This is a genomic window from Cellulomonas sp. Leaf334 (assembly GCF_001424195.1).
Lineage (GTDB): Bacteria > Actinomycetota > Actinomycetes > Actinomycetales > Cellulomonadaceae > Cellulomonas.
This window is the reverse complement of record NZ_LMOO01000005.1, coordinates 875262-889717: the sequence shown is the minus strand read 5'-3', so window position 1 is coordinate 889717 and position 14456 is coordinate 875262. Positions and strand designations below refer to the sequence as shown.

The following is a 14456-nucleotide window of genomic DNA, read 5'->3' as shown; positions in this document are numbered from 1 at the left end:
TTCCGTTACCGACTTGGTATGGGAACGCCCAGGTGACGGACTTTCCGTCTCAGCCAGCGAGAACTGCCGTCCGCGCGAGGAGCAGGGCGCCGACCTCGATCGCGCGCTCGTCGACGCGCAAGTCGCCCTGGTGGATGTCGAAGGTGTGGCCGCCGGGCGTCCGCGTGCCGAGGCGGGCCATCGCCCCGGGCACCTTCGTCAGGTACCAGGCGAAGTCCTCGCCGCCGAGAGACTGCTCGGTCAGCAGCACCGACCCGGCGCCCAGGACGTCGCGCGCGGCGGCCTCCAGGATCCCCGTGGCGTGCTCCGCGTTCTCGACGGGCGGCACCCCGCGGTGGTGCCGGACGTCGACGGTCACCCCCAGGGGTGCGACGACCTGCTCGACCGCCGAGTGGAACACCTCCGACGCCTTCTCCCACGCCCGCACCTCGAGGCACCGCAGCGTCCCCTTCACCGTGCCCGTCGCGGGGATCGCGTTGTGCGCCGACCCTGCCTGCACGGCACCCCACGTGAGGTTGACGCCCGAGCGCGGGTCCAGCCGCCGGCCCAGGATCGCCGGCACCTGCGTGATGACCTGGCCGAGCGCGAAGACGACGTCGCCGGTCAGGTGCGGGCGCGACGTGTGGCCGCCCGCCCCGGAGATGGTCACGGTCACCTCGTCGCTCGCGGACGTGATGGGCCCGATGCGCGTCCCCACCTGCCCGACGTCCACCTTCGGGTCGCAGTGGAACGCGTAGATCTCCGCGACGCCGTCCAGGCCGCCCGCGGCGACCACGTCGAGCGCACCCCCGGGCTGCACCTCCTCGGCGGGCTGGAACACCAGCCGCACGCCGGTGCGGAGCTCGTCGGCGACCTGCGCGAGCGCCAGGCCCGCGCCGAGGACCGCGGTCGTGTGCACGTCGTGGCCGCAGGCGTGCGTGACGCCCCGGACGGTCGACGCCCACGGCACCCCGCTGGTCTCCTGGACGGGCAGCGCGTCGAGGTCCGCCCGCAGGGCGATGCGCTTGCGTCCGCTCGCCGCCGGTCCGGGACCGATGTCGCAGACCAGGCCGCTGCCCGGCAGCAGGTGCGGGGTGAGCCCGGCGGCGCTGAGCCGCTCGGCGACGACCTTGGTGGTCCGGACCTCGGTCCGCCCGAGCTCCGGGTGCGCGTGGATGTCGCGTCGGATCTCGACGAGCTCGTCGCGCAGCTCCGCGACCAGGGCCGCGAGCCGTGCCGACATGGGCTCCGACGGGTCGGGACGGAGGCTGGTCAGCGGAGCGACGAGGGGAACGGGCACGACTTCGACCCTAGCCGCGACCGGCGGGGTCAGTGGATCGTGTCCGCGTCAGAGCAGGTCCTCGCGCCCCCGTGCCCGCCAGGCGTCGACCGCCGCCTTCACGGACTGCGCGTGCGCGCGCGTGGTCACCAGGACCGCGTCGGGCGTGTCGACGACCACCGCGTCGGACAGCCCGACCACGGACACCGTCCTGCCGGAGCCCGGCACGACGAACGCGCCGTCGGCGTCGATCCGCAGGGCGAGACCCTCGTCGCCGAGCGTGTCGGACGCGAGCAGCTGCGCGAGCGAGTCGAAGTCGCCGACGTCGTCCCACGTGAAGTCGCCCGGCACGACGGCCACCCCGCCCGCCGCGGCGACCGGCTCCGCGATGGCGTGGTCGATCGCGATCTTGGTCAGCCCCGGCCACACGCGCTCGAGGACCTCTCCGCGGTCCGGCCCGTCCCACGCGGCCGCGATCTCCCCCAGACCGGCCGCGAGGGTCGGCAGCTGGGCGGCCAGGTGGTCCAGGAGCACCCGCGCCCGGACGATGAACATGCCGGCGTTCCAGCGGTACTCGCCGGTCGCCAGGTACGCGGTCGCGGTCACGGCGTCGGGCTTCTCCGTGAAACCGGCGGCACGCGTCACGCTCGGGGCGTCGAGCAGGTCCAGCGACGCCCCCGAACGGACGTAGCCGAACGCGGTCGACGGGCCCGTGGCGGCGATGCCGATCGTCACGACGTGCCCGGCCCGGGCCGCCACCACGCCCTCGCGCACGGTCCGCTCGAACGCCTCGGTCCCGTCGATGACGTGGTCGGCGGCGAACGACCCGAGGACCACGTCCTCGCCGTGCCGCTCGAGCAGGACGGCGGCGGCCAGACCGATCGCCGCCATCGAGTCACGGGGCGACGGCTCCGCGAGCACGTCGGCGGCCCCGAGCTCGGGGAGCTGGGCGGCGACCGCGTCGGCATGGCGGGCCCCGGTCACGACGAGCACGCCCCCGGCGCCCGTGAGCGGGAGCAGACGGTCGACGGTCGCCTGCAGCAGGGTGCGACCCGATCCCGTGAGGTCGAGCAGGAACTTGGGGTGACCCGCGCGCGACAGCGGCCACAGGCGTGTGCCCGCCCCACCGGCGGGGACGACGGCGTGGAATCCGGGGATCGTGAGCGACATGGGCGCCAGGGTAGCGAGCCCCGTGATCGCGCTCGACGCTGTGCAATACCTCACAAGCGGCCTCTGCCGACGGGTTGCGTACTGATCGGTTCACTACAGTTGACGAGACAAGGACGCCGTCGTCCGCACCTCTGACTCGCCAGGAGGGCCCAGTGCCTGCAGCGCCCCCAGCGCCGGCCGCCCGGAAGGTACCCGCCGGAACGCTCTATCGCGGGCGGGAAGGCATGTGGTCGTGGGTCGCCCACCGCGTGACCGGCGTCGCCATCTTCTTCTTCCTGCTCGTGCACGTGCTCGACACGTCGCTCGTGCGCATCTCCCCCGAGGCGTACAACGACGTCATCGCCACGTACAAGAACCCGATCATGGGCATCGGTGAGGCCGGCCTCGTCGCCGCCATCGTGTTCCACGCGTTCAACGGCATCCGGATCATCCTCGTGGACTTCTGGGCCAAGGGTCCCAAGTACCAGCGCGTGATGCTCTGGGTCGTGATGGGCCTGTTCGTCGTCACCATGGCCGGCTTCCTGCCCCGGCACCTCATGCACGTGTTCGGAGGCGAGTGATGACCACCATCGCCGACCCGAAGGCCCCGCGGCCCCCGAAGCCCCGCCCCGCCCGCCTGACCACGCGCGGCAACACCGAGCTCTACGGCTGGGTGTTCATGCGAGCGTCCGGCGTGATCCTCCTCGTCCTGATCTTCGGGCACCTGTTCGTCAACCTGGTCGCCGGTGAGGGTGTCTCCGCGATCGACTTCGGCTTCGTCGCCGGGAAGTGGGCGTCGCCGTTCTGGCAGGTCTGGGACCTGCTGATGCTCTGGCTCGCGATGATCCACGGCACCAACGGCGTGCGGACGATCATCAACGACTACGCGGAGCGCGACGGGGTGCGCCTGGCCCTCAAGGCGTCGCTGTACCTCGCGTTCGTGGTCGTCGTCGTGCTCGGCACGCTCGTCATCTTCACGTTCGACCCGTGCCCGTCGGGTTCCCCGGCGGACCTGCTGCCCTCGTTCTGCACGGCGTAGCTCCTCCCCCCAGAAACAGGAAGGCATCGACACCGATGCAGACCCACCAGTACGACGTCGTGATCGTCGGCGCGGGCGGCGCCGGCATGCGCGCGGCCCTGGAGTCCTCGACCCGCGTGCGCACGGCCGTCATCTCCAAGCTCTACCCGACGCGCTCCCACACGGGCGCGGCGCAGGGCGGCATGTGCGCCGCGCTGGCCAACGTCGAGGAGGACAACTGGGAGTGGCACACGTTCGACACCGTCAAGGGCGGTGACTACCTGGTGGACCAGGACGCCGCCGAGGTCATGGCCAAGGAGGCCATCGACGCGGTGCTGGACCTGGAGAAGATGGGCCTGCCGTTCAACCGGACGCCCGAGGGCAAGATCGACCAGCGCCGGTTCGGCGGGCACACCCGCAACCACGGCGAGGCGGCCGTGCGCCGGTCCTGCTACGCCGCGGACCGCACCGGCCACATGATCCTGCAGACGCTCTACCAGCAGTGCGTGAAGAACGACGTCGAGTTCTTCAACGAGTTCTACGTGCTCGACCTGCTGGTGGACCACGACCTCGCGGCCGGCCACGTGCCGGACGGCGAGGAGGTCAACGTCTCGGGCGTCGTCGCCTACGAGCTGGCCACCGGCGAGATCCACGTCTTCCAGGCCAAGTCCGTGGTCCTGGCCACCGGCGGCGCGGGCAAGATCTACAAGACGACCTCCAACGCGCACACCCTCACGGGCGACGGCATGGCGCTGGCGTACCGCCGCGGCATCCCGCTGGAGGACATGGAGTTCTTCCAGTTCCACCCGACCGGTCTGGCCGGGCTCGGGATCCTGCTGTCGGAGGCCGCGCGCGGCGAGGGCGGCATCCTGCGCAACTCCGAGGGCGAACGCTTCATGGAGCGCTACGCCCCGACCATCAAGGACCTGGCACCGCGCGACATCGTCGCCCGGTCGATGGCCAACGAGGTGCGCGAGGGACGCGGCGCGGGTCCGAACAAGGACTACGTGCTGCTCGACCTGACGCACCTGGAGCCGGCGCACATCGACGCCAAGCTCCCGGACATCACCGAGTTCGCGCGGACGTACCTCGGCATCGAGCCGTACACGGAACCCGTGCCGGTGTACCCGACGGCGCACTACGCGATGGGGGGCATCCCCACCAACATCGAGGCCGAGGTCCTGCGCAACTCCACCGACGTCATCCGCGGCCTCTACGCCGCCGGCGAGGTCGCGTGCGTGAGCGTGCACGGCTCCAACCGCCTGGGCACCAACTCGCTGCTCGACATCAACGTGTTCGGCAAGCGGGCCGGCATCTCCGCCGCCGCCTACGCATCGACCGCGTCGTTCGTGGAGCTCCCCGAGAACCCCGCGGCCACCGTCGTCGCCGGGCTCGAGGAGATCCGCACGCGTCCCGACGGCGACCGCGTGGCGGACATCCGCAAGGCGCTGCAGGAGACCATGGACCTGAACGCCCAGGTCTTCCGCACCTCGGAGTCGCTGACCCAGGCGCTCGAGGACATCAAGGCGCTGCACAAGCGGTTCCGCCGGGTGTCCGTGCAGGACAAGAGCAAGATGTTCAACACCGACCTCCTGGAGGCCGTGGAGCTGGGCTTCCTGCTCGACATCGCGGAGACCGTCGTCGTCGGCGCCCTCAACCGCGACGAGTCGCGCGGCGGGCACTTCCGCGAGGACTTCCCGGACCGCGACGACAAGAACTACATGCGCCACACCATGGCCTACCGGCGTCCGCTGCCCGTCAAGGGGCACCGGCTCTGGGGCACCGACGGCGACGGCGACCACAAGGGCTCCTTCGCGCACACCACGGTGTTCGACGACTACCAGCTCGTGCTGGGCTCCAAGCCCGTCACGATGACCCGCTACCAGCCGATGGAGCGTAAGTACTGATGACTGCGACTCTCGACCGGGCCGCGGCCCCCCAGAACGCAGCAGCCGGGGCGATCCCCAGCTTCGACGTCACGCTGAAGATCCGGCGCTACCTCCCCGACGACGGCGCCGGCGCCCCCGAGCCGTACTGGGACGAGTTCACCGTCCGCGCCCACGGCACCGACCGCGTCCTCGACGCCCTGCACAAGGTCAAGTGGGAGGAGGACGGCTCGCTGACGTTCCGTCGCTCCTGCGCGCACGGCGTGTGCGGGTCCGACGCGATGCGCATCAACGGCCGCAACCGGCTGGCCTGCAAGACGCTGCTCAAGGACCTCGACCCCAGCAAGCCGATCATCGTCGAGCCCATCAAGGGCCTGCCCGTGATCAAGGACCTGGTCGTCGACATGGAGCCGTTCTTCGCCTCCTACCGCGAGATCATGCCGTTCCTCATCACCACCGGGAACGAGCCCACCAAGGAGCGCCTGCAGAGCGCCGAGCAGCGCGAACGGTTCGACGACACCACCAAGTGCATCCTCTGCGCCGCGTGCACCTCGTCGTGCCCGGTGTTCTGGACCGACGGGCAGTACTTCGGGCCCGCCGCGATCGTCAACGCGCACCGGTTCATCTTCGACAGCCGCGACGAGGGTGGGGCCCAGCGCCTCGAGATCCTCAACGACAAGGAGGGCGTGTGGCGCTGCCGCACGACCTTCAACTGCACCGAGGCGTGCCCGCGTGGCATCGAGGTGACGAAGGCGATCCAAGAGGTCAAGCGCGCGATGATCACGCGCGCCTTCTGACCCCCGCCCCCACGATCCCGAGGTCCCGCCGACGAATCCTCGGCGGTTCCTCTGGATGGCGGGGGCAGGTCGCCCGGTAGCCTGCCCGACGTGAACAACGGGCCTGACGACGAGATCCTGCTGCCCGGGGGCAACGTCGGCGGGGCCGTGCGCGTCGGTGACACGGTCCGCCGCCCGACCGGCCCGTGGACCCCCGCGATCCACGAGCTCCTCGACTTCCTCGCCACGACCGGCCTCCCCCGCATCCCCCGGGTCCTCGGCATCGACGAGAAGGACCGGGAGATCCTCACGTTCCTGCCCGGGCGGGTGCTCGACATCGGCCGCGAGACGCTCAGCGACGCCCAGGTGCGCTCCGCGATGCAGTGGTTGCGGTCGTACCACGCGGCCGTCGCCGGCTTCCCGCGGGAGAGCCGTCGCTGGCGGTTCGTCGAGCGCGCTCTGGCCCCCGGCGAGATCGTCTGCCACCACGACAGCGCGATGTACAACATGGCGTTCGACGGCGACGACCTGGCGGGGGTGTTCGACTGGGACGTCGCCGGCCCGGGGATCCCGCTGGACGACGTGGCGATCTTCGCGTGGAACACGGCGGTCCTGTTCCCCGACGCCGACGCAGCCGAGGTCGCGCACGTCCTGCGCACCATCGCGGACGGGTACGGCGCGCTCGACCCGCACGCGGTGCTCGACCGCGTGACGATCCGCATGACGGAGTCGGCGAACCGGATCGCGGCGGCGCAGGCGGCAGGCGACCCGGGGATGCTCCGGCTGGGAGAGGCCGGTGAGCCCGCGGCCACCCGTGCCCGTCTCGCGGTCCTGGCCTCGCGGCTGCCGGAGCTGCACGCCGCGCTGTGAACCGGGTCAGCCGGTGGACTCCTGCGGTGTGCCCGGAGGCTCGACGTACGGCGGGTCGGCGGTCCAGGCGGCTGCCAGCAGCATGATGCGAGCGATCAGGTTGACCCACACGAGCAGCGTCACGAGCACGGTGACGGACGCGAACAGCGGGTTCGTGCTCACGCTGCCCGCGACCACGGTCGTGCCGAGCGTCCGCACGATCCCCAGGCCGGTCGCCGCGATCGCCGCACCTCGCAGCACGTCCCGCCAGGTCGGGTGCTCCGCGGCCAGCACCGTGACGACCAGCACGAACAGCGCGGCGTCGATCACGAACGCGACCAGGATGCCGACCACCCGCAGGACGAGGGTCGTCAGACCGTCCCAGCCGAGGGCGTCGAGGATCCACGACGCGACCGTCCCGACGCCGGTGGTCAGCGTCGCCGACAGCAGCACCGCGAACGACATCCCGACGAACCCCCCGAGGTCGCGCGCCTTGCCGAGCATCGGGTTGCCGCCTAGCTCGGTCGCGAACATCGCGCGCACCGATCTGCGCAGGGCCGTCATCGCCGCGATCGCGCTGAGCAGCAGCACGACCACCGCGACGATGCCCGCCGCCGTCAGGTTGGCGGACAGCTCCAGCACGGACGGGTCGATGGCGCCCAGCCCGTCGCCGGTGTCGAGGAGGTGGGGGTAGGTGTCGTCGACCGCCTGCAGGACCCTCTCGCGCAGCTCGTCGTTGTCGCCGAGGACCGCGACGAACGTCGTGTAGCTGATGGTCAGTGCCGCGAACACCGAGAACAGCGCCGCGTAGGCGATCCCTCCGGAGAGGACGCCGCCGCTGCGGGCGCGGAACCGCGCACTCGCCCGACCGGGCCGGGTGTGCTTCCACCACACGAACGCCGCCTTGCCGCGGACGGTGAGCGACGGCCCGTCCGCGGCCCGTGCAGTCGCTGGCGGGACTGCGTCGGGACGCACCTGCGCCGACCCGGTCGCGGCCGCGGGACCTGTCTCGTGGGCTGACATGGCCTGACCCTAGGGCGGCCCACCCATGCGGTACAGGCACCCACCCGGCCGCTCGCCGGCGCCCCGTACGTCCGCACGATCGAGCGTCCTGACGACCGGATGTGCGGACGTTGCGCGGAGTCAGGTGGCGAGGGCCGGCTCCTCCTTGGCCGCCGGCTCGACGAACGGGGGGTTCGCCGTCCACGCGGCCGCGAGCAGGACGATGCGGGCGATGAGGTTGACCCAGACCAGCAGGGTCACGATCACGGCCACCGACGTGAAGAGCGGGTTCTTGTTCACACTCCCGGCGACCACCTCCGTCCCGAGGATGCGGACCACCCCGATGCCGACGCCGGCGATGACCGCCCCCCAGCGCAGGTCCCGCCACGGCGCGTGCTCGCCGGCCAGCACGGTGACGACGAGCAGGAAGATGGCAGCGTCGATGACGAACGCGACGAGGATGCCGACCACCCGCAGGACGACCGTGGTGGAGCCGCCCCAGCCGAGCGAGTCGAGGATCCACGACGCCGCGCTGGCGACACCGGTGGTGAGCACGGCGGACAGCAGCACCGCGAACGCCATGCCGACGAACCCACCGAGCTCCCGGGCCTTGCCGAGCACCGCGTTGCCTCCCGCGCCCTCGGACGCGAACATCGCCCGGACCGCGAGCCGCAGGGCTGCCATCGCCGCGATCGCGCTCAGCAGGAGCACGACGACCGCGATGATCCCGGTCACCGTGAGGCTGCCGCTGAGCACCAGCGAGTCAGGGTCGATCATCCCGCTGCTGTCGTCGCCGGTCTTGATGAGGCCGGGCAGCGACTCGTCCAGCGCGTCCAGCACCTTCTGCCGCAGCTCGTCGTTGCTGCCCAGGACGGCCATGAAGATCGTGTAGCCGATGGTCAGTGCGGCGAACACCGAGAACAGCGCCGCGTACGCGATCCCGCCGGTGAGCACCCCGCCGCCGCGGGCACCGAACCGCGCGTTCGCCCGAGCAGGACGCGTGTGCTGCCACCACGCGAACAGGGCCTTCGCCCGGTCCACGACCGACCGCTTCGGGGGCGCCTCCTGCGGGTCCGGCGCTGCTGCCGCGGCACGCGCGTGCGCGGTGCCCGCACCGGCGGCGGGACCTGTCCGGTCCTGCTCAGGGGTGCCGTCGGCCGTCATGTCCCGACCCTAGGTCGAGGTGCCGACCCCGGCATCCGCGGGCGACCCGGTCAGGCTGAAGTCCCGCGCGGGCCGCCACACTCCGTCGTCACCGTGCGCGTAGCTGTGGAAGCTGTCGACGACGAACGAGGCGTCGAAGTCGGCCAGACCGGCGAAGGCCGCGTCGAGCTGCTCGTCAGGTACCTCGTGCGCGACCGTGACGTGCGGGTGGTACCGGAAGCGGAGCTCCTGGTCGAGCACACCCGACCGGACGCTGCCCTCCAGCCCCTCGCAGCCGGTGACACCGTCGACGACCTGGACGAAGACCACCGGCGAGATCGGCCGGAACGTCGCCGTCCCGCGCAACGACACGACGAAGGGTGCGTGCCGCGCGGCGACAGCGGCCAGGTGCTCGTCGACGGGGAGGATCTCGTCGTGCTCGATCACCGTCGGACCCAGCAAGGTGATGTGCGGCGGGATGAACTCCGCCCACGGGTCCCCGAACCGGGCGCGCGCGGCCTGCAGGACCGTGCCGTACGGCTCGGGCACGGTGATGGCCACCCCGATCCGGACCTGGTTGCCGGAGCGTTCCGGCAGTCTCACGCGCCGACCCGGGCGCGTGCGCGACGAGGCAGCAGACCGCTGCGGTCGTAGAGGCGATCGAGCGTGCCGCGGGCGAGGTCCTGCGCCCGGTCGGCACCGTCGGACAGGACCTCGTCGAGGGTCGCCGGGTCGGCGAGGTACCCGTGCACGCGGGCCTGGAACGGTGTGAGGAAGTCGACGACGACGTTCGCCAGGTCGACCTTCAGGTCGCCGTAGCCCTTGCCCGCGTAGTCGGCCTCGAGTGCCGGGATCTCCCGGCCGGTCAGCGCCGAGTAGATGGTCAGCAGGTTGGAGACGCCAGGCTTGGCCTCGGGGTCGAACCGGATCTCCCGCTCCGCGTCCGTCACCGCCGACTTGATCCGCTTGGCGACGACCTTCGGGTCGTCCAGCAGCTCGATCAGGCCGTTCGGGCTCTCCGCCGACTTGCTCATCTTGGCGGTCGGGTCCTGCAGGTCGTAGATCTTGGCGGTCGCCTTGACGATGTGCGGCTCGGGCACGACGACGGTGTCCGGACCGAACCGTGAGTTCAGCCGCTGCGCGAGGTCCCGGGTCAGCTCCAGGTGCTGGCGCTGGTCCTCCCCCACGGGTACGAGCGTCGTGTCGTACAGCAGGATGTCCGCCGCCATGAGCACCGGGTAGGTGAACAGCCCGACCGTCGTGCCGTCGGTCCCGTGCTTGCCGGACTTGTCCTTGAACTGCGTCATCCGGTTGGCCTCACCGAAGCCTGTGTGGCACGAGAGCAACCAGGCGAGCTCGGCGTGCTCGGGCACCTGCGACTGCACGAACAGGATCGACCGGTCCGGGTCGACACCGGCCGCGAGGTACTGGGCAGCCGTCCGCCGGGTGCGGTCGCGCAGCACCGCCGGGTCGGGGCTGACCGTCAGCGCGTGCAGGTCGACGACGCAGTAGATGGCGTCGTGCTCCTCCTGGAGCGCGACCCACTGGGTCAGGGCGCCCAGGTAGTTGCCCAGCTGGAGGGAGTCGGACGTGGGCTGCATCCCCGAGAAGATGCGCGACTGGTGCGGCGCCAAGACCATCGGACCATTCTGTCAGGGCGGGAGGACCGGCGTGCCGGCGCTCCCGAGGGAGGGGGACGGGGCAGGACCGGTCAGGTGGCCTCGTCGTCGTAGGGCGTCGGGGCGGCCGGCGTGGTCGCTGGTGCTGCGGCGGCAGCGGCGCCGCCGGTGGCTGCGCGTGCGGCGGCAGCGCCTGTCCGTGGCCGGGTGGCGGGGGTGCTCACCGGTCGCACCGGCTCGTCGTCCTCCAGCAGCGCGTCGCGCACGATGCGTCGCGGGTCGTACTTGCGAGGGTCCAGCGCAGCCCAGTCGACGTCGCCGACCTCCTCGCCCAGCTCCTCGTCGACCCGCGCCTTCGCGTCCTTGACGAACCGGCGGCCGCGACGGACCCACTGACCGAGCTGTTCGGCGTAGCCGGGGAGCCGCTCGGGGCCGATGACCAGCGCGGCGACGACGAGCAGCACCAGCAGCTCACCGCCGTTGATCCCGAACACCGGGTCAGAGTACCCCCCGACACTGAGCCTCGGTGGCCGCCTGGGGACGGCCCGCCGAGGTCAGTCCGTCGGCGACTCGTCGAGCTTGACGCGCACGTCGCGTTCGCTGGAGCCGCTGCGCACGTGCAGCACGATCGTGTCCCCCGGCGTACGGGCACGGATCGCGACGATCAGCTCGTCGGGGTCCGTCACCGGGCGTCCGTCGATGGCCAGGATGACGTCACCGGGGTGGATCCCGGCGCTCTCCGCGGGCCCGCCCGCCGTGACCGGCTGCCGACCCTCCGAGACGTCCGTCGACACCTGCACGCCCTCCCCGGTGTACCGCTGGTCCAGCATCACGCCGATGATCGGGTACGTCGCGCTGCCCGTCTCGATGAGCTGGTCCGCCGTGCGGCGCACCTGGTTCGAGGGGATGGCGAACCCGAGGCCGATGCTGCCCCCGACCATCGAGAGGGACCCTGGCGGCTGCGCGATCGCCGAGTTGATGCCGATGACCTCGCCGGCCGCGTTGACCAGCGGGCCACCGGAGTTGCCCGGGTTGATCGCGGCGTCCGTCTGGATGGCGTTGATGAAGGCCTGGTCGTTCGGGTCGTCGGACTCGCCCGCGGACACGGGCCGGTTGAGCGCGCTGACGATGCCCGTCGTGACGGTCCCGGCCAGGCCGAGCGGCGCACCGACGGCGACGACGGGGTCACCGACGACGACGGAGTCGGAGTCGCCGAGCAGCAGCGGCGTCAAGCCGTCGACGTCGACCTTGAGCACCGCGAGGTCGTAGTCGGCCGTCCGCCCGACGATCGTCGCCTCCTGCTCGCTCCCGTCACCGAACGTGACGGTGATCGAGGAGCCTGCGTCGTCGCCCTGCGCGATCACGTGGTTGTTGGTCACGAGGTACCCGTCGCCCCGCAGCACGAAGCCCGACCCGGTCGCGCTGCCGTCGGGGCCGTCGACCTGGATGGACACGACGCTCGGCAGCACCCCGGCGGCGATCCCGGCCACCGACCCCGGGGCCCGCTCGACCGGCCCGGCACCGACCGGCGCGATGGGGAGGCCAGCGTCGGCGAGGCGGTCGTCGTCGGTGAGCCGCGAGCCCAGGACGCCGCCCACGGCACCCGCCGCGAGGGCGATGACCACGAGCGGGACCACCCACGCGGCCGAGAGCGTGCGCCGGCGCTTGCGGTGCAGGACGACGGTGTGCGGCACCCCGGACGCGCCCGGCGGCAGTCCCGGGTCGGCACCCGCGGTCGTGCCGGCCGTCGTGTACGGCACCCCGGCCCAGGGCGCCGGCACGGGCTGCTGGACGGCCGGGCCGTGCGGGTTGGTCGGGACGGTCGGCGACGGCGGGGCGAACGGCGGGACGGAGCCGTGCGGCACCGACCAGTGGGACCCCGGCGGGTGCGGCGACGACGGCGCAGGCTGGCTCGGCGCGGGCATGCTCGGCGCGGGCTGGCTCGAGGCGGGCATGCTCTGCGGCGGGGCGACGGAGTCGACCGGAGCGGCCTCCGGGGTCGGCGGCGTCGGCGGGAGCTCGCGGCGGCCGGACGGTGAGACGAAGGGCCCTGCGGGAGCCCGCACAGCGTCCTCGTCGGCGGGGACGGGCACGGGCTGCGCGTCGTCGGGGATCGTCATGGCCGTTCGAGCGCTCCCGTCACGGTGTCCCAGCCGCGCGTGATCCGCGCGGGTACGCCGTCGTCGAAGGCGCCGCCAGGAAAGGCTCCCACAAGTGTCTCGGCAGAGCCGGACGACTGCGAGCCGACCACCTGGACGACCGTCCCGTCGGCCTGCCAGACGACGTGCCACGGTTCGAACGAGAGCACGTACACCTGCCGGCCGCCGATCGAGCTGGTCGGGGCGCCGTCGAGCGCCGTCGTCTCGAGCCGCCCTTGCTGCTCCGTGACGACCAGCGACGTCCCGTCGGCGCTCGTCACGTCGACCTCGAGCACCCGGGAGTCGTCGCCGGACCAGCGCACAGCGGTCACGGACCAGCCGGCGGGGAGCTCGGCCGGGAACGTCCAGGCGTGGGCGCGCAGCCACGCCACGGTCTGGTGGGAGGCCTCCGCGGACCCGGCGACGACCGGCCAGGAGGTGGTGTCGACGAGGCGGCCCGCCGCCGCCGGGTCGTCGGTGGTCGCCTGGCCGAGCAGCCCCAGGTCGACCCCGGGGTGCACGGTCGGCACGACGTCGGGACGCTCGCCGAGCACGAAGAGCATCGCCGCGACCGCGCCGAGTCCCGCCATCGAGCCGGCGGCGATCCGGACGGACGAGCGCCGGTGACCGACGTCGCCGCGCAGGGACCCGCTCCCGCGCCACCCGCGCGAACCCAGACCACCGCTGGCGACCCCGTACGAGGCCAGCTCGTCGCGGGACTGCCGGACGGGGGGCGCGAACGGATCGGCGCTGGGGCTGCTCGCCGCCAGCGACAGCAGCCGCGCGGTGAGGTCGGGGTTGGGCGCGACCTCGTCGGCGGACGCCAGGGCACGGCGAGCGGCGCGGGACGCGGCCAGCTCGGCGCAGCACTCGGGGCAGACGGCGACGTGCGCGAGGGCCTTCTCGGTGTCCTGCACCGAGAGCTGCCCGTCGACCAGCGCGCTGATCCGCGACCCGAGGTGGCTCATCCGAGGACCGTCAGCGGAGACAGGTCAGCGGAGGCCTCCAGGAAGGCTGCCGGGGCGCGGTGCTCGAGCGACACCCGCAGACGCGCACGGGCGCGGTGGATGCGGGAACGGACGGTGCCGAGCTTGATGCCGAGGGTCACCGCGATCTCCTCGTAGGACAGCCCTTCGATGTCGCACAGCACCACGGCCGCGCGGTACTCCGGCGGCAGCTGGTCGAGCGCACGCTGGATGTCGATGTCGAGGTTGCCGTGCTCGAACGCCCGCTCCGGTGCGCCGAGCTGGTCGCCCGAGGCGTACCGCTCGGAGTCCTCTCCCATCGCGTCCATGCGGATGCGCTGGCGGCGACGGGCCTGGTCCAGGAACAGGTTGGTGGTGATGCGGTGCAGCCAGCCCTCGAACGTGCCGGGCGTGTACGAGTGCAGCGACCGGAACACGCGGACGAACGTCTCCTGCGTGAGGTCCTCGGCGTCGTGCTTGTTCCCCGTGAGGCGGTACGCCAGCCGGTACACCCGCGCGGAGTGGTCGCGGACGATCTCTTCCCACGACGGAGCCTGCCAGGCGGCGGGCTGGGTGGCGGGCTGGCTGGCCACAGGACTGGTCTCCTCGGTACGTGACATCGTGGGCCCAGTGTCCCAGGTCGACCTGTGAGC

15 protein-coding genes are annotated in these 14456 nt (G+C 72.2%); 5 read left to right on the top strand and 10 right to left on the bottom strand.

Annotation, left to right across the window (positions count from 1 at the left end):
• Window positions 1-49: 49 nt before the first annotated feature.
• On the bottom strand, window positions 50-1222 hold the full coding sequence (locus ASF78_RS14435) for an amidohydrolase (protein WP_056590585.1): 1173 nt from the start codon (window positions 1220-1222) through the stop codon (window positions 50-52).
• Window positions 1223-1327: 105 nt separating this feature from the next.
• Window positions 1328-2428, bottom strand: coding sequence for a mannose-1-phosphate guanylyltransferase (locus ASF78_RS14430; RefSeq protein WP_056590581.1), 1101 nt, complete (start codon window positions 2426-2428; stop codon window positions 1328-1330).
• A gap of 152 nt (window positions 2429-2580) precedes the next feature.
• On the opposite strand from ASF78_RS14430, the gene sdhC reads away from it, so the two are divergent.
• From sdhC to ASF78_RS14405, 5 genes are all read left to right on the top strand, one after another.
• A complete protein-coding gene (gene sdhC, locus ASF78_RS14425; protein ID WP_082495065.1) occupies window positions 2581-2988 on the top strand; it encodes a succinate dehydrogenase, cytochrome b556 subunit in 408 nt (135 codons plus the stop codon).
• On the top strand, window positions 2988-3446 hold the full coding sequence (gene sdhD, locus ASF78_RS14420; protein WP_056590576.1) for a succinate dehydrogenase, hydrophobic membrane anchor protein: 459 nt from the start codon (window positions 2988-2990) through the stop codon (window positions 3444-3446). The genes sdhC and sdhD overlap by 1 nt, the downstream gene beginning before the upstream one ends.
• A 35-nt stretch (window positions 3447-3481) precedes the next feature.
• A complete protein-coding gene (gene sdhA, locus ASF78_RS14415) occupies window positions 3482-5332 on the top strand; it encodes a succinate dehydrogenase flavoprotein subunit (protein WP_056590573.1) in 1851 nt (616 codons plus the stop codon).
• Window positions 5332-6108, top strand: a complete 777-nt coding sequence (locus tag ASF78_RS14410; RefSeq protein WP_056590570.1) for a succinate dehydrogenase iron-sulfur subunit — start codon at window positions 5332-5334, stop codon at window positions 6106-6108. Before sdhA ends, ASF78_RS14410 begins: the two co-directional genes overlap by 1 nt.
• 90 nt (window positions 6109-6198) lie before the next feature.
• On the top strand, window positions 6199-6957 hold the full coding sequence (locus ASF78_RS14405) for an aminoglycoside phosphotransferase family protein (protein ID WP_235518585.1): 759 nt from the start codon (window positions 6199-6201) through the stop codon (window positions 6955-6957).
• A 6-nt stretch (window positions 6958-6963) separates the two neighbouring features.
• Here the strand turns inward: ASF78_RS14405 and ASF78_RS14400 are convergent, their stop codons facing one another.
• From ASF78_RS14400 to sigE, 8 genes are all read right to left on the bottom strand, one after another.
• Window positions 6964-7959 (bottom strand): YihY/virulence factor BrkB family protein, encoded by a 996-nt coding sequence (locus ASF78_RS14400; protein WP_056590564.1) that lies wholly within the window; start codon window positions 7957-7959, stop codon window positions 6964-6966.
• Between the two features lie 120 nt (window positions 7960-8079).
• Window positions 8080-9102 (bottom strand): YihY/virulence factor BrkB family protein, encoded by a 1023-nt coding sequence (locus ASF78_RS14395; protein ID WP_056590560.1) that lies wholly within the window; start codon window positions 9100-9102, stop codon window positions 8080-8082.
• A gap of 9 nt (window positions 9103-9111) precedes the next feature.
• A complete protein-coding gene (locus ASF78_RS14390; protein WP_056590557.1) occupies window positions 9112-9684 on the bottom strand; it encodes a 2'-5' RNA ligase family protein in 573 nt (190 codons plus the stop codon).
• Window positions 9681-10721, bottom strand: coding sequence for a tryptophan--tRNA ligase (trpS, locus tag ASF78_RS14385; protein ID WP_056590554.1), 1041 nt, complete (start codon window positions 10719-10721; stop codon window positions 9681-9683). The genes ASF78_RS14390 and trpS overlap by 4 nt, the downstream gene beginning before the upstream one ends.
• 71 nt (window positions 10722-10792) lie before the next feature.
• Window positions 10793-11194, bottom strand: coding sequence for a twin-arginine translocase TatA/TatE family subunit (locus ASF78_RS14380; RefSeq protein WP_056590551.1), 402 nt, complete (start codon window positions 11192-11194; stop codon window positions 10793-10795).
• A gap of 60 nt (window positions 11195-11254) precedes the next feature.
• Window positions 11255-12820 carry a S1C family serine protease gene (locus ASF78_RS14375; protein WP_056590548.1) on the bottom strand — a complete coding sequence of 522 codons (1566 nt, stop codon included), beginning with the start codon at window positions 12818-12820 and terminating at the stop codon, window positions 11255-11257.
• Window positions 12817-13806, bottom strand: coding sequence for a zf-HC2 domain-containing protein (locus ASF78_RS14370; RefSeq protein WP_056590546.1), 990 nt, complete (start codon window positions 13804-13806; stop codon window positions 12817-12819). The genes ASF78_RS14375 and ASF78_RS14370 overlap by 4 nt, the downstream gene beginning before the upstream one ends.
• Window positions 13803-14423: an RNA polymerase sigma factor SigE gene (gene sigE / locus ASF78_RS14365; RefSeq protein WP_056590543.1), complete on the bottom strand. Its 621-nt coding sequence runs from the start codon at window positions 14421-14423 to the stop codon at window positions 13803-13805. The genes ASF78_RS14370 and sigE overlap by 4 nt, the downstream gene beginning before the upstream one ends.
• Between the last annotated feature and the right edge of the window lie 33 nt (window positions 14424-14456).

Coding starts and splice junctions, on each gene's coding strand:
- ASF78_RS14435 (WP_056590585.1), bottom strand. CDS start 1,222: ATGTCGGCACGGCTCGCGGCCCTGGTCGCGGAGCTGCGCGACGAGCTC.
- ASF78_RS14430 (WP_056590581.1), bottom strand. CDS start 2,428: ATGTCGCTCACGATCCCCGGATTCCACGCCGTCGTCCCCGCCGGTGGG.
- sdhD (WP_056590576.1), top strand. CDS start 2,988: ATGACCACCATCGCCGACCCGAAGGCCCCGCGGCCCCCGAAGCCCCGC.
- sdhA (WP_056590573.1), top strand. CDS start 3,482: ATGCAGACCCACCAGTACGACGTCGTGATCGTCGGCGCGGGCGGCGCC.
- ASF78_RS14410 (WP_056590570.1), top strand. CDS start 5,332: ATGACTGCGACTCTCGACCGGGCCGCGGCCCCCCAGAACGCAGCAGCC.
- ASF78_RS14400 (WP_056590564.1), bottom strand. CDS start 7,959: ATGTCAGCCCACGAGACAGGTCCCGCGGCCGCGACCGGGTCGGCGCAG.
- ASF78_RS14395 (WP_056590560.1), bottom strand. CDS start 9,102: ATGACGGCCGACGGCACCCCTGAGCAGGACCGGACAGGTCCCGCCGCC.
- trpS (WP_056590554.1), bottom strand. CDS start 10,721: ATGGTCTTGGCGCCGCACCAGTCGCGCATCTTCTCGGGGATGCAGCCC.
- ASF78_RS14375 (WP_056590548.1), bottom strand. CDS start 12,820: ATGACGATCCCCGACGACGCGCAGCCCGTGCCCGTCCCCGCCGACGAG.
- ASF78_RS14370 (WP_056590546.1), bottom strand. CDS start 13,806: ATGAGCCACCTCGGGTCGCGGATCAGCGCGCTGGTCGACGGGCAGCTC.
- sigE (WP_056590543.1), bottom strand. CDS start 14,423: ATGTCACGTACCGAGGAGACCAGTCCTGTGGCCAGCCAGCCCGCCACC.